This is a genomic window from Streptomyces sp. NBC_01775 (assembly GCF_035917675.1).
GTDB lineage: Bacteria > Actinomycetota > Actinomycetes > Streptomycetales > Streptomycetaceae > Streptomyces.
The window spans coordinates 1,397,562-1,418,873 of the sequence record NZ_CP109104.1; the positions used below are offsets into that span (position 1 = coordinate 1,397,562).

Annotated in this window: 5 protein-coding genes; all 5 read right to left on the reverse strand. The window is 73.0% G+C overall.

What is annotated here, in order from left to right:
- Positions 1–15 precede the first annotated feature (15 nt).
- The 5 genes from OHB04_RS06580 to OHB04_RS06600 all read right to left on the reverse strand — a co-directional run bounded on the left by OHB04_RS06580 (position 16) and on the right by OHB04_RS06600 (position 21,031).
- Positions 16–14,688 (reverse strand): non-ribosomal peptide synthetase, encoded by a 14,673-nt coding sequence (locus OHB04_RS06580; RefSeq protein ID WP_326807009.1) that lies wholly within the window; start codon positions 14,686–14,688, stop codon positions 16–18.
- A 122-nt stretch (positions 14,689–14,810) separates the two neighbouring features.
- Positions 14,811–16,076: a cytochrome P450 gene (locus OHB04_RS06585; protein WP_326686741.1), complete on the reverse strand. Its 1,266-nt coding sequence runs from the start codon at positions 16,074–16,076 to the stop codon at positions 14,811–14,813.
- A gap of 299 nt (positions 16,077–16,375) precedes the next feature.
- A complete protein-coding gene (locus tag OHB04_RS06590) occupies positions 16,376–17,689 on the reverse strand; it encodes a lanthionine synthetase C family protein (RefSeq protein WP_326807010.1) in 1,314 nt (437 codons plus the stop codon).
- A complete protein-coding gene (locus OHB04_RS06595; RefSeq protein WP_326807011.1) occupies positions 17,689–20,775 on the reverse strand; it encodes a lantibiotic dehydratase in 3,087 nt (1,028 codons plus the stop codon). The genes OHB04_RS06590 and OHB04_RS06595 overlap by 1 nt, the downstream gene beginning before the upstream one ends.
- Before the next feature lie 88 nt (positions 20,776–20,863).
- Complete coding sequence (locus tag OHB04_RS06600; RefSeq protein WP_326686744.1) at positions 20,864–21,031, reverse strand: class II lantibiotic LanA; 168 nt, start codon at positions 21,029–21,031, stop codon at positions 20,864–20,866.
- Positions 21,032–21,312 lie beyond the last annotated feature (281 nt).

Genomic DNA, 21,312 nt, shown 5'->3' on the forward strand with positions numbered 1-21,312 from the left:
GGGATGGGTGTCCCGTTACTCAAGAAGGTCCTTCAGAATTCGGCCGATCCCCGTCAGCGGGCCCGGGCGCGTCATGTGCTGGTGCTCGCACGCGACCGGGTGGACGGTCACGGTACCGGTCACGTAGGGGTGCCAGTCGGCAGCCGTAGGCGGGGGCGACGAGCGGTTTGCGGTCGCGGCGAAGAGGGTGATGTCTCCGTCGAAGGGGCGGCGTTCGAAACCGCTCACCAGGCGGCTGTTGTTGCGGTAGACGGAGATGATCGGGGCGAGCCGGTGCTCCACGAGGTCGGCCAGGGCGCTGTCGCCGCGGCGCAGGATCTCCACGGCCGCCGCCTTGGTCGGGACACCGGAGGTGCGCAGCGCGGCGGTGTCGTAGCCCGCGGACTCCAGCAGGGCGAGGAGGAAGCGGCCCTCCTCCAGTTCGCCCACCTCGGGTGCCTGGGCGTCGGGCGGTGCCGTGTCGAGGAGCGCCACCAGGCCGACCTCCTCGCCCTCTTCTCGCAGGCGGACCGCGACGGCGTGGGCCACCAGGCCGCCGAGTGACCAGCCGAGCAGGTGGTAGGGACCGGACGGCCGGACCTTGCGGATCTGCTCGAGGTAGTCGTCGGCCATATCGGCGAGGCTCGTCGCCATCGGCTCCTCACGGCCGATGCCGCGCGCCTGCAAGCCGTACACCGGCTGGTCGGGGCCGAGCAGGGAGAGCAGTCCGGTATAGCACCAGCTGATGCCGCCCGCAGGGTGGAAGCAGAACAGCGGCGGTCGGCCGCCACGGCTGCGCAGGGGCAGCAGGACGTCGTACGGGCTCTCCTCCTGGCCGCTGGTGAGGCGTTCGACCAGGAGCTCCACCGTCGGCGCGTCGAACAGGTCGCGCACGGTCGGCTCGGTACCCAGTGCTGATCTGATCCTGCTCACCGCCCGCACGGCGAGCAGGGAGTTGCCGCCGAGCGCGAAGAAGTCGTCGTCGATGCCGACCCGTTCGAGGCCGAGCACTTCGGCGAAGACGGCGCACAGGAGTTCCTGGCGTGGGGATACGGGTGGCCGGCCGCTGGTGAGGCCGGGGGCCGGGAGGGCGCTGCGATCCAGCTTTCCGTTCGGGGTGAGGGGCAGCCGTTCCATGAGGAGAACTGCCGCGGGGACCAGGTGGTCGGGCAGCCGCGCGGCGAGGTGGTCTCGCAGGGCCGACGGGTCGGGTGCGGTGCCGGGAGCAGGCACCGCGTAGGCGGTGAGCCGGCGGTCCCCCGGACGGTCCTCGCGCACGATCACCGACGCGTCGGCGACCTCGGGGTGGTCCGCGATCGCGGCGGCGACCTCGGAGGTCTCGATGCGGTAGCCGCGCACCTTCACCTGCTCGTCGGTGCGCCCGACGAAGTGCAGCTGCCCGTCGGGGCGGCGCACCACCAGGTCCCCGGTGCGGTACATCCGGCCCCCGGGCGGTCCGGACGGGTCGGCCACGAAGCGTTCCGCGGTCGCGCCGGGGCGGCCCAGGTAGCCGCGGGCGAGGGCGGGCCCGGAGACGTACAACTCCCCTGGCAAGCCCGGCGGCACAGGGCGCAGGTACGCGTCGAGCACCTGGGTGCGGAGGCCGTCGATGGGGCGCCCGATGGGTGCTTCGTCCGGGCCCAGCGGACCGCTCATCGTGGCGCAGACCGTGGTCTCGGTCGGCCCGTAGGCGTTGATCACGGTGCGGCGTGACCATCGGGCGGCCACGTTCGCGGGCGCCGCCTCGCCGGCGGTGAGCAGGGTCAGGCCCGGCGGCAGGGCGTCGTCGTCCAGGACGGGCAGCGCCGAGGGCGGCAGGGTGAGGTGGGTGACTCGGTGGCGGGCCAGGGTGGCGGTGAGCGGAGCACCGGGGAGCAGCGCGTCGCTGTCGGTCACGACGAGGGCCGCGCCGGAGAGCAACGTCACGCAGATCTCCGAGAACGCCGCGTCGAAGCTCGCCGAGGCGAACATCAGGACCCGGCTTCCGGGCCCCGTGCCGAGCCGCCCGGATTGCCCGGCGGCCAGCCCAGCGACACCGCGGTGGGTGACGACGACGCCCTTGGGGCGGCCGGTGGAGCCCGAGGTGTGGATCACGTAGGCGGGGTGGTCGGGGTGCGGGGGCCGCGGGTGTGCGGGGGCGTCGGCGTGCAGGTCGGTCGTTCCGGTGGCGGCTTCGGATGCTGCCGTGGACGCGGCGGCGGTGTCGATGCGTACGACCGGGCCGTCGTAGGGCAACGCCTTCGCACCGGGACCGTCCGTGATGACGCACACCGGCGCGGTGTCCTCAAGGACCAGGGCCAGGCGCGCGGCCGGGTAGTCCGGGTCCAGCGGCACGTACGCGGCGCCCGCCTCCAGCACCGCGAGCAGTGCCACGACAAGGTCGGCCGAGCGGGGCAGCGCCACGCCGACCAGGCACTCCGAGCCGACCCCGTGGCCGGTCACCAGGTGATGCGCCATGTCGCGCACGCGTGCGTGAAGTTGGGCGTACGTGATGTCCTCGTCGGCGGTGACCAGGGCCATGGCGTCGGGGGTGCGGACGACCTGGCGGCGCAGCAGCTCGGGGAACGGGACCGCCGGGTGCGGCGAACCGCCGTCCCCCTGCGTGGTCGCCGTCTCGCGCTCGCCGGGAAGCAGCAGGTCGAGGGCGGAGGTGGGCAGTTCGGGCCGCGCCGCGAACTGGCCGAGCAGCAGGCGCAGCCGGGCCGCGAGCTGCCGCGCCTGGTGTGGTCCGACGGCGTCCGCGCGGTGGTCCAGGCGCAGCCGCAGCCGCTCGCCGGGCTGGGCGAGCAGGCCGAGCGGGTAGTGCGTGGCGTCGTGGCTGTCGACACCGGTCAGCCGCAGGCCGGGTGCCAGGGACTGCAACGGGTCGCTGTCGAGCGGGTAGTTCTCGAAGACGACGAGGGTGTCGAAGAGCTGGCCGCGGCCGGCGGCCTCCTGGATGGCGGTGAGGCCGATGTGGTGATGGCCCATGAGCCGGGACTGCTGCTCCTGGAGGGCGGCGAGCAGCTCGCGCACGGGCAGCTCCGGGCGGATCTCGACCCTTACGGGCACGGTGTTGATGAACAGGCCCACCATCGACTCGACGCCGGGCAGCTCGGGCGGGCGCCCGGAGACGACGGTGCCGAACACCACGTCGGAGCGTCCGCTCAGCTGCCCGACGAGGAGCGCCCAGGCGCCCTGCACCAAGGTGTTGAGGGTGAGTCCGCAGCGGCGCGCGGTGCGCTGCAACGCCTGGGTGAGTTCAGCGGACAGTTCGACCTCGACCTGGTGTACTTCGGCACGTTCCGTGCCGTGCGCCGGCGGGGCGATCCGGGTCGGCTCGTCGAGCCCGGCCAGGGCCTCGCGCCAGGCCAGGGCCGCCGCGTCGGCGTCCTGCTGGGAGAGCCACGCGAGGAAGCCGCGGTACGGGGTCGCCGGCGGCAGGGCGGCGACGCCGTCGCCGCCGGGCGACAACTCCGTGTACAGCGCGAAGAGTTCCCGCACGAGGATGGGGGCCGACCAGCCGTCGAGCAGCAGGTGGTGGTGGGTCAGTGCCAGGGAGTGCCGGTCGGGCGCGTGGCGCAGCAGGGCCAGGCGCAGCAGAGGCGGGCGGGCCACATCGAAGCGGCGGTCGCGCTCGCCGGCGAGCAGCTGCTCCGTCTCGGCCGGTCCGGTGGCGTCGTACTCCCGCCACGGCGCCTCGACCGGGCCAACCGCCTGCACTGGCGCGGACAGGCCTCCGTGCAGGAACGCAGCACCGAGATGGGGGTGACGGGTGAGCAGCGCCTGTGCGGCGGCGCGCAGGCGGGGTGCGGACAGCGGGCCTTCGAGACTGAGAACCAGCTGGACGGTGTAGACGTCGGGGCCGTCGGCATCGTGCAGACTCTGGAAGAGCAGCCCTTCCTGGAGCGGGGCGAGTGGCAACGCCTCATCCACCTGCGGGAGTTGGGCTTCCACGTGGTCCACCTCGTCCTGGGTCAGAGCGAGGAGCGGCCAGTCGGACGGGGTGTGTCCGGTACCGGTGTGTGCGGCGAGCTCGTGCAGCCGCTGCTCCAGCAGGGCCGTGAGGCGGTGCAGTTCGGTGTCCTCGAACAGGCCTTCCGGGTAGCCGAGCGTGAAGTGCAGCTCGGGGCCGTCCGGGCCGTCGTACGTCACCGCCGTGAGGGTGAGCGGGTGGGTCAGAGGCATGCCGGGGTCGGCGCCGCCGCCGAGTGCGGTCGCGCCGGGCAGGTCGGCCGCCGGGCTCCAGTCGCCGCCGGTGGCGGTGGCGAGCGGGAAGCGGCCGAGGTAGTTGAAGCAGACCTGCGGCCGGGTCAGGGCGGCGAGTTCCGGGCCCGTGTCCGGGTTGAGGTGGCGCAGCAGTCCGTATCCGGCGCCGTGGTCGGGCAGGGCGCGCAGCTGTTCCTTGACCCGGCCGAGGGCGCGCCCGAGGCCCGTCGCTCCCGGGTCGACGGCGACGGGGTAGAGGCTGGTGAACCAGCCGACGGTACGGGAGACATCGGTGTCGGGCACCAACTCCTCGCGCCCGTGTCCCTCGACGTCCACCAGGACGGGTCCGGGTTGCCCGCGCCACTCGGCGAGGGCGTGGGACAAGGCGGTCAGCAGGACGTCCTGGGCGCCGGCCCCGTAGGCGGCGGGCAGCCGTGTCAGGAGCGGCCCGGTGACCTCCGGCGGCAGGGTCAGGGACAGGGATCGCCCAGCCTCGACGGTGTCCACGGCAGGGTCGAGCGCCCGCCGGCCGAGACGAGGGTCAGGGGCGGCGAGCATGGTGCGCCACAGGTCCACCTCGGCTGTGCGGGCCGGGTCCTGGGCGCGCTCTTGGAGCTGCAGCGCCCAGTGCCGGAAGGGAGTCGTGCGCGCCGGGAGCGCCTGCGGGCCGTCCTGCCACACGCGGACCAGGTCTTCGAGGAGGATCCGCCAGGAGACTCCGTCGACGGCCAGGTGGTGCACGGCGAGCAGCAGGCGCCCGGGGGTGCCGGGTCCCGCCTCGAACCAGACGGCGTGCAGGACGCCGGTGTCCGCGGCGAGACGGGCCGCCATGGCGCTCGCCTCTGCGGCCACCGCGCGGCGCAGGGCCGCGCGGTCGAGCCCGGTGACCTGCACACGCCTCAACTCGGCGGTGGCGTCCTCGACTACGGACAGAAACCCGTCGGGGGCGCGCCGTGCCCGCAGCATGGCGTGATGGCCCATCAAGCCATGCAGCGCGGTGGCGATCCGCTCCTGCGTGGCGTCGGCCGGGGCATGCAGGAGGGTCGCCTGGTGGTAGCCGCCGGTGGGGCCGCCGCGCTCCTCAAGGGTGCGCATGATCGGGGTCGCGGGGATCACGCCGTCGGCGTCCGCCACCTCAGCCGCCGCGGAAGCGGTCATCTCCTCGGCAGCTCGTGCGTCCGCGACCGTGGCGAGACCGGCCACGGTGCGGTGCAGGAAGACGTCGCGCGGGGTGAGGGAGATGCCGAGCGCCCGGGCCCGGCCGACGACCTGGATGGAGGAGATGCTGTCCCCTCCCAGGTCGAAGAAGCCGTCGTCAGCGCCCACGTGGGCCAGACCGAGGACGTCGGCGAAGACGCCCGCCAGCCGCTCCTCCACCGGCCCGGCGGGGGCACGGCCCGCGCGGGCCCGCTCCGGGGCGGGTGCGGGCAGGGCACCCCGGTCCAGCTTGCCGTTGACGGTCAGCGGCAGGCGGTCGACCAGGACGACGGCGGCGGGAACCAGGTGGGCGGGCAACCGCTCGGCGAGACGGTGGTGCAGGTCGGCGCCGCTGAGGGGAGCGATCCCGGCGCTGCCGGGAGAGCGGGGACCGTCCGAAGGTGTCGCCGGTACCGCGTACCCCGTCAGCCGCCGGTCCCCCGGCCGGTCCTCGCGGACGATCACCGCCGCGTCGGCCACCTCGTCGAGTGCGCGCAGCGCGGCTGCGGTCTCCTCCGGCTCGATGCGGTAGCCACGGATCTTCACCTGGTCGTCGGTGCGCCCCAGGTGCTCCAGATTCCCGTCGGGCCGCAGCCGCACCAGGTCGCCGGTGCGGTACATGCGACGGCCCGCGGGGCCGAAGGGGTCGGCGACGAACCGCTCGGCGGTCAGCCCGGGACGGTCCAGATAGCCACGGGCCACCCCCGCCCCGGCGACGTACAGCTCGCCCGGCACGCCCGGCGGCACCGGACACAGCCTGTGGTCGAGTATCCGCAGTCGCGTGTTCCAGGCGGGGCGGCCGATCGGCACGGTGGCTCCGGCGGGGTCCCCGTCGGCCCAGCAGGCGCGGGTGACACCGACCGTGGTCTCGGTCGGTCCATACAGGTTGATCAGCCGGACGCCCCAGCCGCGTACGACGTCACGCGCGAGGCCGACCGGCAGGGCCTCGCCGCCTGAGCAGATGAGCCGTAGTGGCGGCATGGGCTCGGGACCTACGGCGCCGAGCATCGAGGGCACGAAGTGGACTGCGGTCACGCCGTGTTCGGCGATGGCGCTGCGCAGTCGCTCAGGGTCCCGCGGCACCTCGGCGTCCACGACGTGGACGCGGGCTCCGAGCGTGAGCGGCAGCCACAGCTCGAAGGCGGCGGCATCGAAGGCGGCCGAGGTGAGGGCGAGAACGGTGTCCTCGGACGTGAGTCCGGACTCCGCACCCTGCCAGCGCAGATGACCCGCGAACCCGCCGCGGGTGACGACGACACCCTTGGGTGTGCCGGTGGAGCCCGAGGTGTGGATGACGTACGCCGGGTGGTCCTCGTCCGACCCGGGTGCGGGTCCCGTGGCCGCCTCGCCCTCAGCCGGGTACACGGCGGGCAGGTCCGGGGCGTGCGGCATGCCGGGCGCGGTGATCAGACAGACGGGGCCGGTCGCGGCGAGTGTCGACTCGATGCGGGCGGCGGGGTGTTCGGGGTCCAGAGGTACATACGCGGCACCCGACTTGAGCACGGCGAGCAGCGCCACGAGCAGCTCGGGCCCGCGTGGCAGCAGGACGGCGACATGTCGCTCGGGGGCGGCGCCGAGCGCGGTGAGCCGATGCGCGAGGTGGTTGGCCCGGACGACGAGAGCGGCGTAGGACAAGGTGAGGTCCGCTCCGGGCCGCGCGGGGTCCTGGCCGGTGACGGCGGTGCGATCCGGGTGTGCGGCGGCCACCGCGTCGATGGCGGTCACCACGTCGGGCGCCGACTCTTCTGCGGCGCCGGTGAGTTCGGCGGTGATTCGGGTCCGCTCCGCGTCGAGGGTCACATCGAGGTCGTCCACCGGACGGTCGGGGTCCGCGACGGCCGCGGTGAGCAGCCGTACGAGTCGCTCGGCCAGCGCCGCCACCGTCGCGTGGTCGAAGAGGTCCTGCCGGTACTCCACGACACCGACGAGCCCGTCGCCGCCCGGACGAATACCCACCGTCAGATCGAACTTGGTGGTCGGCAGCACGCCGGGCTCCGCCGTCACCGCGAGCCCGTCGAACGCGGGCACCGCCAGCTCGTCGTGCTCGAACGCCAGCATCACTTGGAACAGCGGGTGCCGGGCGAGTGAGCGCTCGGGGTTGACCAGTTCCACGACCCGCTCGAACGGCAGATCCTGGTGAGCGTAGGCGGCCAGGTCGGTGGCGCGCACCCGTTGCAGGAGCTCGCTGAAGGTGGGAGAGCCACTGGTGTCGGTGCGCAGGACCAGGGTGTTGACGAACAGGCCGACCAGGTCGTCCAGCGTGTCGTCGCCGCGACCGCTGACCGGGGTACCGATCGGGACGTCGGTGCCTGCGCCGAGCCGGGTGAGCAGCGCCGCGAGCGCGGCGTGCACCACCATGAACAGGCTGACGCCCGATCCGGCCGCCAGCGTACGCAGCTCGGCGAGCAGGGCCTGCGGGACGGTGAACCCGGCGGTTCCCGAGCGGTGGTCGCCGGTCGCGCCGCGGGTCCGGTCGAAGGGCAGGGACAGCTGGTCGGGCAGGCCGTGCAGCGTCCGCTCCCAGAACGCGGACTGCGTGCTGAACACGTCGCCGGGCGCGCCCGCTTCGCCGATCAGTGCGCGCTGCCACAGCGCGAAGTCGGCGTACTGAACGGGGAGCTCTGCGTAGTCCGGAGCCCTGCCCGCGCGCCGCGCACGGTAGGCGAGCGCGAGGTCGTCGCACAGCGGTCGCATAGACCAGCCGTCGGCGGCCACGTGGTGCAGGAGCAGCAGCAGGACGTGCTCCTGGGGAGCGGTACGCAACAGCCTGACGCGCAGCGGCGGTTCGCTCGTCAGATCGAGTGGGGCGGCGATGGCCTCGGCGAGTACGCGGGCCACCTCATCCTGCCGCGCACCCTGCGCCACGAGGTCGAAGGGGAGCTCTTCGAGAATGTTCTGACAGGTGCTCTCTTCGCCGGACCTGCTGCCGCTGCCGTCGGAGTCCGAGGCGAGGACCGTGCGCAGCACCTCGTGCCGCCGGGTCAGGTCACCCAGCGCCGCGCCGAGTGCCGTGACATCGAGTGGCCCGCTCAGCCGCAGGATCAGGGGGATGTGATACGTCGCCGACGGGCCCTCAAGGCCGGCGAGGAACCAGAGTCTGCGCTGCGCGTACGACAGCGGCAGCCGATCGGGCCGTGGCCGGGCACGCAGCGCGGGACGCTCGGCCCGCGTGCCGCCCTCGACCCTGGCCGCGAGTCCGGCCACGGTCGGCGCCTCGAAGACCTCGCGGACGGGGAGTTCGACACCCAGCGTGCGCCGGACGCGGTTGGCGAGCCGAGTCGCGGACAGCGAATGTCCGCCCAGGTCGAAGAAGCCGTCGTCGACGCCGACCGCGGGCACATCGAGGACCTCGGCGAACAGGTCGCACAGGATCTCCTCGGCGGGGGTGCGCGGCGCGCGGCGCCCCTCGCGGCCCGTCCCGTCGGCGGCGGGCCGGGGCAGCGCTGCCCGGTCCAGCTTGCCGTTGACGGTCAGCGGCAGCCGCTCGACCAGCACCAAGGCGGCCGGTACCTGATGCGCGGGCAGCAACGTGGCCGCGTGCCGACGCAGTTCGGCCGGGGTGGGGCGGGCGACCGACGCGGTCACCACGTACCCGACCAGGCGCCGGTCGCCCGGCCGGTCCTCGCGGACGATCACCGCGGCGTCGGCCACTCCGGGGTGGCGGCACAGTGCGGCTGTGATCTCGGCGGGTTCGATGCGGTAGCCGCGGATCTTGACCTGGTCGTCGGTGCGGCCCAGGTACTCCAGCGAACCGCCGCGCAGACGCCGGGCCCGGTCGCCGGTGCGGTACATGCGGCTGCCCGCAGGCCCGAAGGGGTCGGCGACGAAACGTTCGGCGGTCAGCCCCGGGCGGCCCAGATAGCCACGGGCCAGGCCCGCTCCGGCGACGTACATCTCTCCGGGGACTCCGGGGGGCACCGGCCGCAGCCGCTCGTCCAGGACGTAGACCCGCAGGTCGGGCAGGGGGACGCCGAGGGGACTGCGCCCGGCGGCGGACGAGGCCGTGTCCCGGTCAAGAGCGAGCCGGGTGACGTGCACGGTGGTCTCGGTGATGCCGTACATGTTCACCAGGAGCGGCCCGTCGGGGTGCCGCTCGTTCCAGAGGCCGAGGCGGCCCGGGTCGAGGGCCTCTCCGCCGAACACGACCAAACGGAGGGCCAGTTCACCGTCGCCGAGGGCCGCCGCGTCGGCGGTGTCGAGCTCGGCGAAGGCCGACGGGGTCTGGTTGAGGACGGTCACCCGCTCGCGTACGAGCAGTCGGCGGAAGTCGTCGGGGGTGCGCGCCGTGTGCGGCGGCACGACGACGAGTCGCCCGCCGTGCAGCAACGGGCCCCACAGCTCCCACACCGAGAAGTCGAAGGCCGGGGAGTGGAACAGCGTCCACACGTCGTCGGGCCCGAAGCCGAAAGCACGGGTGGCGTCGAAGAGACGTACCGAGTTGTGGTGCGTGACGAGCACGCCCTTCGGCCTTCCGGTGGAGCCCGAGGTGTAGATGACGTAGGCGGGGTGCGTGGGCCGCAGCGGCGCTACCCGCTCGGCGTCTGTCGGGTCGTGGTCCGGCAGGGCGGCAAGCGCGGTCTGCGTCCCCGGGCTGCGCAGGTCGAGGACGCCTGGCAGACCGCCACCGGGCTGACTGCCGTCGGCCTGGTCGCTGCCGGGCAGGCTGGTCGGGTCCAGCGTCAGGACCAACCGCGGGCGGGCGTCCGCGAGCGTCGAGGCGAGCCGTGCCGATGGGTGGGCGAGGTCCAACGGGAGGTAGGCGGCGCCCGCTTTGAGCACCGCGAGCAGCGCCACGATCTGGGCGGCCGAGCGCGGCAGGGCCAGGGCGACCAGTTCCTCGGGGCCCGCACCGAGCGCGATCAGATGGTGGGCGAGCCGGTTGGCGCGGGAGTTGAGCTCGGCGTAGGTCAGCTGCCCGCCGGCCTCGCCGTCGGTGACGGCGATACGTTCCGGAGCGCGGGCCGCCTGGCGGGCGAAGAGGTCGTCGAGGGTGGTGGTGACCGGCTCCCGCTCCAGGGGGGTGCCGAGGAGTTCGGCCTCTTCGCCCGGGGCGAGCAGGGCAAGGGCGCTCAGCGCGGTGTCGGGATCGGCGGCGGCGTCCGTGAGCAGCCGGATGAGCCGCTCGCCGAGCGCGCGGACGGTCTGCGCGTCGAACAGCGCGGTCCGGTACTCCAGGCGCAGTTCGAGCCCCTGCCGGGCACCGTCGGCACCACGGCGGTGCTCGGCCTCGACGGTCAGGTCGAACTTGGCGTGCCCGGTCTCGACGGGCACCTGTTCGACCGTGACCGGGCCGAGCCGAAGGGCCTGGCCGCCCGGCGTGTTCTGCAGCACCAGCATGATCTGGAACAGGGGGTTGCGGCTGACCGCGCGCGCCGGGCGCACCGCGTCGACGACCCGCTCGAAGGGCACGTCCTGGTGGGCGTAGGCGGCCAGGTCGAAGGCGCGCACCCGCTCCAGGAGCGTGCGGAAGGACGGGTCGCCACCCGTGTCCGCGCGCAGCACGAGCGTGTTGACGAAGAACCCGACCAAGGAGTCCAGTGCCTCGTCCTGGCGCCCCGCCACGGCCGTGCCGAGCGGAATGTCGGTGCCCGCGCCGAGCCGGGTGAGAAGCGCGGCCAGGCCGGCGTGCAGCACCATGAACAGACTGGTGCCGGACTGTCGGGCCAGTTCCTCGAGCGCGGCGAGCGGCTCGGGCTCCAGGTACAACTCGACCCGTTCGCCCCGGTGGTCGGCCGACTCGGACTCCGCCCGGTCGAGCGGGAGTTCAAGCTGTTCGGGGAGGTCTTTCAGCGCCTGGCGCCAGTGGTCGAGCCCTTGCCCGGGACCTGGCTCCGCGCTCTCCTGTTCCCGCTGCCACATCGCGTAGTCGGCGTACTGCACCGGAAGTCCGGGCCAGTCGGGAGCGGTCCCGCCCAGCCGGGCCGCGTACGCCGTGGCCAGGTCGTCGGAGAGCCGGGTCCACGACCAGGCGTCGGCGGCGACGTGGTGCAGGACCAGGGCGAGCAGGTGGGTGTCAGGGTCTTCGGGCGTCCGCAGCAGGCGGGCGCGCAGCGGGGGTTCGGTGGCGAGGTCGAAGGGCGTACGGGCGGCTTCGCGCAGCCACCGCTCGGGATCGGCTCCCTCCGATATCGAAAGGGGTACGGCGGCGGGGTCCAGGACCCGCTGATACGGCGTGCCGTCCGCGGCCTCGGGCAGCACGGTGCGCAGGCTCTCGTGCCGGGTCACCACGTCCGTGAGCGCGGCTCGCAGCGCTCCGGCGTCCAGGGGGCCACGAAGGCGGAAGGCGAGCGGCACGTGGTATGCGGACGCGGCCTCGGCGTCGAGCCGGTGGAGGAACCAGAGCCGGTGCTGTGCGGGAGAGAGCGGGACGCGCTCGGGCCGCGGCCGGGCGACGAGCGCGGGGGCGGTGTGGGTGGCCGGCTCCGACGTGGCGAGGAGGGCGGCGAGATCCGCCGGGGTGGGGTGGTCGAAGACGGCGCTCAGCGGCAGCTCGACGCCCGATGCCCGGCGCAGCCGGGCGATGAGGCGCGGCGCGAGCAGCGAGTGACCGCCGCAGGCGAAGAAGTCGGCGTCGGCGGGAACCTGGGGCACATTCAGCACGTCGGCGAAGGCCGCGCACACTGTCCGCTCACCGTCCGTGGCCGGTGCGCGCCCCTGGACATCGTCGCGCACGGGCACGGGCAGCGCCCGCCGGTCCACCTTGCCCGCCGGGGTCAGCGGCAGGGCGTCCAGGACGACGACGACGGACGGCACCATGTGCGGCGGCAGGATCTCTCCGAGGCGGGAGCGCAGCGCCGCGGGCAGGGCCCGGACGACGCGGGCGCGGGCGGGGTCGTTGGTGAGCGCGGCTGCGGCTCCATGGGCCGCACCCTTCGCCACGTTGTCGGCCAACGGCCCGGAGTCGGACTCGGAGCCCGGCCGTACGAGCAGCTCGAACAGGTCCTCCCCGTCCGACGACCAGGTGCACACCGCCCGTACCCCTGCTTGCGCCGCCCACGTCTCGACCTCGTACGGGTCGACGCCCCCCGGACGCGACCGCAGCAGCGCCTCGCGCAGCTCGGCCACGGGCCGGCCCTCGGCGAGCCGACGAGCGGCCGAAACCTCCCCGGTGAGACGCGCGTTGGGGATGCCGGTGACACGCACGGGAGCCCGGGACGCCAGCTCGTCGAGACGGTCCACATCAGCGCCCCAGGCCAGAACGGGCAATACCGCGGCGGCCCGCTCCGTCACCGGCGCCTTGTGCAGGACGACGTCATAGCGGTGCCGGGTCAGCTCGTTGTGGTACGCGCCCGGCTTCAGGCGCACCTCCGCGGCGGCTGCGCCCCCCACAGTGGTGAAGTACTCGGGTTCGACAAGCAGTTCGGTCTCCTTGGCCACTGCCTGTTCCACCGCGAGCCGCAGCCGCCGCGGATCGCCCGCACCACTCCCCCGGCCCAGTTCGACGGCGGTGCGCAGGGCCCCGAGCAGCCCGAGGTGCCGCACATCACCGACGAAGACCCTCCCGCCGGGAGCGAGCAGCCCGAATGCCGCCTCCAGGACCTCGGTGAGGTAGTCCGCGTCCGGGAAGTACTGGATCACGGAGTTGAGCACGACCGTGTCGAAGTGCCCGGCGGGGAGCCCTTCGGTCGCATGTGCCGGGCGGGCGAACAGCCGCACCTTCCTCGCCAGTTCCGGATCGGTCTCCGTGCGCCGCCGCAACACCTCGACGGCCGCGCCCGACACATCGGTGGCCCAGTACTCCTCGCACGCGGGCGCGACCTCGCTGAGGATGAGCCCCGTACCGGCGCCGATCTCCAGGACGCGGCTCGGCCGCAGTGCACGGACCCGGGCAACGGTGTGGCGCTGCCAGTCACGCATCTGCCGGCCGGGGATCGGACGACCGTCGTAGCTGCTGGTCCAGCCCGCGAGTTCGGATGACGCCGCCGTGTACACGGTGTCGGACAGCCGCTGCCACTCGGCGACCTGCGCCTCCCGGTCACGCCGCGCGGGCCGGGGCACGACATAGCCGACGAGACCGTCCCCGTGGACGGCGACGGCGGCCTGGGCCACGTCCTCGTGCGCGGTCATCGCCGCCTCGATCTCGCCCGGCTCCACCCGGTAGCCGCGGACCTTTACCTGGTCGTCGACCCGCCCGGCGAACTCCAGTTGGCCATCGCAGCGCACCCGGACCCGGTCGCCGGTGCGGTACATCCGGCTGCCCGCAGGTCCGAAGGGGTCGGCGACGAAACGTTCGGCGGTCAGCCCCGGCCGGCCCAGATAGCCACGGGCCAGGCCCGCTCCGGCGACGTACAACTCACCGGCTGCACCCGGCTCGACCGGCAGCAGGGCCGCATCGAGCACATACACGTCCGCGTCGAGGACGGCACTCCCGAGCGGCGGCGTCCCCGTGCCGCGCAGCGGGCCGTGGAGGGTTGCGCACACCGTGGTCTCGGTCGGACCGTACCCGTTGAACATCCGTACCCGGGCCGCCCACTGGGCCGCGAGGGCGGGCGCGCAGGGCTCGCCGGCGGTGACCAGGACGGTCTCGGGCCCCAGCGCGTCTTCGGGCAGGACGGCGAGCGCCGTCGGCGGCAGCGTCAGGTGGGTGATCCCGAACTCCGCGACCGTGGCGGCCAGCGGAGCGCCGGGCCGCAGGGAGTCCTCGTCCGCGACGACGAGCGTGCCGCCGGTGAGCAGTGCCTGGCACAGCTCGGAGAACGCGGCGTCGAAGCTGGGCGAGGCGAACTGCAGCACCCGGGAGCCGGGGCCCGTACCCAGGGCCCGCCGATAGGTCTCGGTCAGCGCTGCGATACCGGTGTGGGGCACCTCGACACCCTTGGGCCTGCCGGTGGAGCCCGAGGTGTAGATGACGTACGCGGTACTGCGCGGGTCCGCGCTGTCGGCGGCGCGGTCCTGGACGGTGTCGTACGGTGCCACGGCGGCCTCGTCCGCGGGGTCGTGAGGGGACAGCCGCGGCCTGTCGTACGCCACACCGGGCACGGCCCCACCGTCCTCGGTGATCACGCATACCGGTCGGGCGTCGTCGGCCATCAGGCGCAGCCGCTCGGGGGGATAGCTCAGGTCCAGGGCGAGATAGGCGGCGCCGGCCCGCTCGACCGCGACCAGCGCCACCACGAGGTCGGCCGAGCGCGGCAGTGCCACCGCGACCACCGCTCCCGGACCCGCGCCTGCCGCGGCAAGCCGACCGGCGAGACGGTCGGCGCGTACGGCCAGCTCGGCATAGGAGAGAGAACCTTCGCGCGAGCACACTGCCTCGGCGTCCGGCGTCTTGGTCACCTGACGGGTGAAGAGAGCGGAAAACGCGTCGGCGTCGACCGTGGGCACACAACCTCCAAGAGACCGTACGAGTGAGGGCAAGGCGAGAGGACGGAAAGGTGTTCCCCAAAGCTCCGGGGCCCCTTGGTCCGGGGCTCCTTGGGGTGTGGGGACGTACGGGCCCTCCGGCGTCACCAGGTGATGGGCAGCTTGTCCAGGCCGTAGATGTAGTGCTTGTCGCGGAAGGGCAGTTCGGCGGCCTCGCCGCGCAGCCGCAGCGTGGGAAGGCGCTCGGCGATCCTGCGCAGCCCGGTCTCCAGTTCGAGCCTGGCGAGAGGCTCGCCGAGACAGCGGTGCGCCCCGTACCCGAAGGCCAGATTGGCGCGAGGCTCACGGCCCGGGTCGAACGCGTCGGGGTCGTCGAAGACCTCGGGGTCCCGGTGGGCGGTGGCGACGGCGACGATGACGCCCTGCCCCGCGCGGATCGTCCGCCCGTGCACCTCGACGTCCTCGGCGGCGGTGCGGTACAGGCCCTGATGCGAGATCGTCCAGAACCGCAACAGCTCTTCCACCGCCGGGGCGGCGAACCCGGCGTCCTTCCCCAGCCGGTCCAGGAGTCCGGGCCGCTGGGTCATGGAGACGAGGGCGAGGGCCAGCATGTGTCCGGTGGTCTCGTATCCGGCGATCAGGAGGGACATCGCGGTCGCACACAGTTGCTCGGCGTCCAGCTGCCCGGTGCCGACCTGCTCCTCGATGAGACGGCTGAGCAGATCGTCTCCGGGGCGCACCCGCTTCTCGGCGATGACGTCGGCGAGGTAGGAGCTGAACTCTCCGGCGGCGCGGATGCGTTCTTCCGGCTCCCGTTCGGGATCCATGGCGATGCCGCTCTTCTCCTGGAAGACGTCGGCGCCGGTGCAGTCGATGCCGAGCAGCTCGCACATCACCCGGGACGGCAGCGGAAGCGCGAACGCTTCGACGAAGTCGGCCTCCTGGCCCTGTGCGGTCATCCGGTCGAGCAGCTCGTCGACCATGGCCTCGACCCGGGGCCGGAAGGTCTCCGTACGACGGGCGCCGAACTCCGGTATGAGCATGCGCCGGTAGCGCCCGTGCTCGGGCTCGTCCATCGTGAGGAACGCGCGGGCGCGGCGCTTGGCCGGATCGGGCGCGGGGCGCGGGGTGGTGGAGCCGCTCGGGAATCCCTCGCGGGCGGGGTCGGTGCTGAAGCGCGGATCGCGCAGAACCTGCTTGGCCGCCTCGTAGGAGGTGACCAGCCACAGCGGCTGCTCCTTGAACCGCACCCACGCGACGGGCTCTTCGGCCTGCAACTGCCCGTACCGGGCGGGCGGGTGGAAGGGGCACTCCCGGGCCACCGGATATGACAGAAGGCCGGAGTCCTCCTCGGCAGCCGGACCCGCCGGACTGCCGGACTCCTCGGATTGCTGCCGGGAAGCTGTCATCACTTGTCCTTCTGAGCGAGGCGTCCGGTCAAGGAGCGTCCGGTCAAGGCGAGGAACCCCCCGAGCGCCGGTGGGCAGTTGCGGGGGTGAAGCGAAAATCGTGAGAACTATAGGCACGCTTTTGACGGCGCAGCAACGGATATCTCTGCGGTGGCAGCCGGACCAGCCCTGACCTGGATGCACCCGCTGCCGGCCACGGTGTCGAGCTCGAGTCGTCCGTTGTGGGCGCGGGCGTTCGCGGTGGCGACGGCAAGGACGAGTCCACCGCCGTCTGCCGCCTGCCACCTGAGAGCGCGAGGCTAGGCCACCAGCAGGGCCATGTCCCAGTCGGTCGTGGCGCGGCCGTCCGCGTAGGCGTCCAGGGCGAGGGCCGTGCCGGTGGCGCCTTCCAGGAACGCGGGGACGTCGGTGCCCTGCGGGGCGCTCGTGAGGAAGGCCCGGAACCCGAACCGGTACTCGGGACGGAACTGGGCCAGGGTGCGGGCCGCCATGTCGTCGACGAGGTCGGTCAGGCGCTTGTCGCCGATGGACTCGTTCAGGACGGCGAACAGGTGCATCAGCCCGCCCGACCCGTGGCACAGGTGGGGTTCGTCGAAGCGCCAGCTCTCCGGACCTGCGGTCAGGAACGGCAGCAGCGAGCGGTGGGCCAGTCCGAGCCACTCGGCGCGGCCGAGCGCGAGCCCCGCGAGCTGTACCGCGCGGGAGACCCCCGGGGCGCCGTAACACCAGGACGGGCGCTGGCGCGGCGGCGCGACGCCCGGCCCGGCCGCCCAGCCTTCGAGGGTCAGATGCGGAGGCCAGTACGGTCCGCTCTCGCTCTCATACGCCCACTGCTGGAGAAGGCCGGCCAGCCGCTCGATGGCCTCGCGCTGCCCGTCGACGACCACGCCCTGCCGCCAGGCCAGCGAGAGCAGGGCGAGCGGGCCCGCGACGCCGTGGGAGAGCCCGAGGTTCAGGTGTCCGTCGGGCATCTCGACCTCCTGCCCCAGCTTGGGCGCTGCCCACGTCCACCAGCGGGGCACTTGATGGCCCCGGTGGCTGATCTCGCCGTGCGCCATGCGTGTCAGGTAGGTGAGGACGAGCCGCAGCTCCTCCTCGCAATTTTCCTGGCGCGCCAGCAGGTAGCGGCCGATGCCGCTCATGCCACGCACCACCTCGAACTCGCCGTTGGTCGTCGCCGGGGTGTCACGGACTTCGGGAAGCGCACGGTGGACCAGGCGGCGCTGATACTCGTCGAGCCGGCCGAGAGCGGAGCGGTAGCCGCCGGTGGCGCGGTGGGCGACGAGGACGGCGAAGGCGACGGCGCCCGGACCGGTGTAGATGCCGCCCGGGGCGTGGGCGGTGGCGGCGGTGGCCCGCATCGCCCGGACGAGGTAGGCCTGCGCTCGCGCGGCGTCATCGGGGCCGGGGGTGCCGCGGCCGGTGAACGCCAGGGACACTCCCGGATAGCCGCTGGAGAGGGCAAGGTCCTGCCAGAGGGGCTCGAGCAAGGTGATGTGCGAGGCGTCGCCCGGGATGCGGGTGTCGGCAGCGGTGGCGTCCGGGTCGGCGAGCCGGTCGAAGACCTGCGCGGCGACATCCCGGGCCTCGTCCGCGTAACGCGGCGCTGTCATCACGTCTCCTTCCCGCCCTGGGCGTGGGCCAGGCGGCCCTGGTGGTCACGGGCGACGCCGCGCAGCACGGCGTAGCCGGTGTCCTCGCCGGTTCTGTCGATGCCGAACAGGCGGTTGTGCTGCATGTGCAGCACAGCCATGACGGCTTCGGCGTGCTGTTCGGTACCGGGCGCCCGTCCCCCGCCGGACAGCAGCAGCGCGCCGTACTTCCCGGTCTCCGGCGTGGTGCTCCACAGGGCCGCGAGGGGGGCGCCCAGCACGGGGGCCGCGCTCTGGGCGGTATGTCCGGGCACGATCAGCGACCTGGCCTGTTCCTGGTACTTCCGGTAGGCCGCGTGGGCGGGCCCCTTGGGCAGCGCACGGCTGATCCAGGCCGACCAGTCCCAGTCGCCGAGTGATTCCAGCAGCAGCGCGTGGTTGACGGCCGCGAGCACGGGGGCTGCCAGGGCCAGAGCGCCCCGCGCCCGCATGCCGAGCTGGGCCAGCGCCGACTGGCTGTCCACGCAGAACATCCGCTCCGCGTGGGCGAGTGCGTCGGGCCCGCCGTAGCGGTCGGTTTCGGGCCGGTAGGTGTCGAGGACCATGCCCTTGATCAACCCTGTCTCCTGCCAGTCGCGGCTCACCGCGGCGAGCCGGGGCAGTGCCGTGGCCCGCAGGGCCTCGGCCTCGCCGTGCAGACGGACGCGGATGTGGGGCTCGGGATCGCGGTACCGGATGTAGTGCCAGCTGTGCAGCTTGTCTCCGACCTCGCGCACGAGCGTGGGCAGGCCGGCGTGCAGCAACTCGTCGTGCGTGTCCTCAGCCGCGTAGAACTTCGCGTAGAGCCACTCCTCACCGGGCAGGTGCGCAGCGCTGTGGTCCGTGGGCCGGGGCACGAGCACCGGGCGGCGCGGTCGGCGGGCTCTGCCTTGATGCTGATCCGGTGCGGTGGTCCGGGCGAGCGGGATGACGACTTCGGCGCTGTGTCCGCCGGACCAGCCCAGTCCGCGTCCCCCGTCCGTGAGGTCCTCCATGATCGCCAGGGAGCCGCCGCCGCGGACTTCCTGCCGGAACACCTCCCGGCGCCAGGGGTCCGTGAGGTCCACCCGGTACGTACGGTCCCACCTCGCGAGGTTCACCTCGTCAGGGACGCGGTAGCGATCCCGCCATGCAGCGACCGCCTCCTCCCACCCGGAGGTGCCGTCCGCAGCCTCGCGCAGGTACCGGTCGGGCACCCAACGCCGGGGGAAGATCGTGACGCGGCCGTACGTGATTCGGGGGAGATAGGGCAGCCCTTCCAGCCCGCACCAGTTCCAGCCCGTCCACGTCCTGGCCATGCCGGAGGCGAGTTCCACCAGCAGCCGGGCGACCGGCGGCGCCTCCCGGTCGAGAGCCAGCACGTGCGGCACGACGGGCAGGACCTCACGTCCGTCATCCGGCAGTATGAGCCGTAGTCCGAAAGGCCCTGGCGTGACGAGGAGTTGCCGCCAGTCCAGTGTGCCGGGAGCGCTCCGGTCGGCGTACACGCCCACCGGTATCCGGTGCGGCAACAGCTCCGGAACCTGGGCCATGTTGAGCCCGCGCACGGTATGCGGTCGGTACACCACCTGTGCCGGCACCGTCCCGGCATCGCCGAGACCGGCCAGGAGTGACGCCAGTTCGCCTTCCATCCCGACGAGTTCGGCGAATCGTCCGACGGTCGCCCCGGCGACCCAGGAACCCGGGTACGCCGGGGACAGGAGCCTGAAGTCGCCCCGGTCGATGGCCTGTTCGCTCTCGGCCAGCAGTTGGAAACACAGCTCCAGCGATCTCGGCGGGGGTACGGCCGCGTCGGCCGTCCGGCCGACGGCCAGCCGGTCGACGAGGCCGGGGGTGAGCCGGACCTCGTCGTCACCGCTCAGCAGAGCCTCCTGCACCAGGTCATGGGTGAGGAGACGGCGTTCCTTGGGCAGCTGCTCCGGTTGCTGGTGCCCCGCGGTCTTTCCGCCCGCGCGCTCGCCGTAGCCGGAGGGGAAGCCGATGCTCCGGTGCCGGTCGACGAGTTGGCCCAGTGGAACCACGCCGGTGGTGCCGTACGCCTCCAGGAACCGGTCCCGGTACGTACGCATGTGGGCATGGGTCTGCCACTCCCCGGAGAGGTCCCACATGGCGGAGGCGTAGCGGGCGGCCTCATCGGTCACCGCTCGCGAGATCCGCAGATCGGCGTCCATCCGCAGGTCGACGTGGACGGGCGGCCTGGCGGCGGTGGCCTCGGGATCGGTCAGCCGCATGAGCCCGCGCCACGCCGCGCGGCCCTCGCCGGGTCCTGTCGCGGCGTAGGCGTCCAACGCCGCGCGTACGGAAGCGAGTTCCGCGGCCACCCCCGGCACGGGCGCGACCGCCGCCGCGATGCGGTCGTACAGCGCGTCGTCGAGGTCCTGCGGGGTGATGGAGGTCAGCAGGAAGCCGTGCCGTACGAGTTGGAACAGCGCGGCGTCCACCTGGGCGGTGGTGAGGCGGGGGAAGGAGCCGCACGCCTGCTCAAGGAGCACGGCGTAGCCGACGGGCTGCGCCGTCCGCTCGCACACCCAGGTCACCAGCGCCGTGTCGCGGGCGGAGACCTCGCTCCCGTTGCCCGGGACGACGATCCGCTCGCCCCGTGTCCGGCACAGGTCGCTCAGCACGACGTCGACGCCGTGCCGTACCGCGGGCAGTTCGAGCCATTCGGTGACGCGCCGCGTCAGCCAGTCGGCGTCCAGCCGTACCTTCTTCTCGCCGGGACCAGACACTCGCACCTGTGTGGTGTCCGCCGCCCGTGCGGGTGCGACACCGGCGAAGAGCCCGAAGGGCGTCGGCCTGGTCTCAGCTCGCAGCGCGTACCGGGAGAGGGCAAGCGCCGTACGGCGCAGCCGCTTGGCCCCCAGATCGGCCCCCGCGTCGAGCCGGTCGAGGGAGTCGGCGAGGCTGCCGCTGGCGACGTGCAACGCCTCGCGCAACAGCGGGTCGGCAGCGACCTCGCGCACCTGCGCGGCCGAGTCGCCCAGGGGACGGCCACCTGATCCGGTGCGGGGAGTCGCCGTGAGGCGTACGAACAGACAGTCCTGCGGCGTGTAGTGATCATCCCGCACGTGTTCCGGCTCCCCCCTCGTTCCCGAGCACTGGCTTGACCCGCGTGGGGCGGGGACCCGGCCCCGCCCCACGCGGGCGCTGATGCGTTTACGCGCAGCAGATGTTGCAGGGCGACGGCCCGGGCGAATACGTGCTGGGCGAGGTGAAGCCGCCCGACGCGAACGCGGGGCCCTCGTCTTCGGTCTCGGAGATCTGGATGTCGAGATCCAGCTCGGCGAGGTCGGTGGTGTCTTCCAGCAGAAGGTTGGTGCTCATGAGACTCCTCCCGTTCAGTGGCTCGCCGACGTCGGCTGGACGTCGGCGAAACGTGTGGTCCTGTTCGAACCAGACGGGAGCATATGCACGACGAATGCCCAACACCGCATGCAGGGCGGCAAGTTGACCAGAATTGGCGTTCCCTCATGCCGATACGGAGACACTCCCTCCGACTCCACTCTCTATGTGATGACTGGGCGCCCTGGTGTGAAAAATGAGCTTCGTGAGCTTCTGATCCAACGGCGATTTCGCGCCATGATCACAGAGGCTCGGCAGCGCGA

Coding starts and splice junctions, on each gene's coding strand:
- OHB04_RS06585 (WP_326686741.1), bottom strand. CDS start 16,076: ATGACAGCTTCCCGGCAGCAATCCGAGGAGTCCGGCAGTCCGGCGGGT.
- OHB04_RS06590 (WP_326807010.1), bottom strand. CDS start 17,689: ATGACAGCGCCGCGTTACGCGGACGAGGCCCGGGATGTCGCCGCGCAG.
- OHB04_RS06600 (WP_326686744.1), bottom strand. CDS start 21,031: ATGAGCACCAACCTTCTGCTGGAAGACACCACCGACCTCGCCGAGCTG.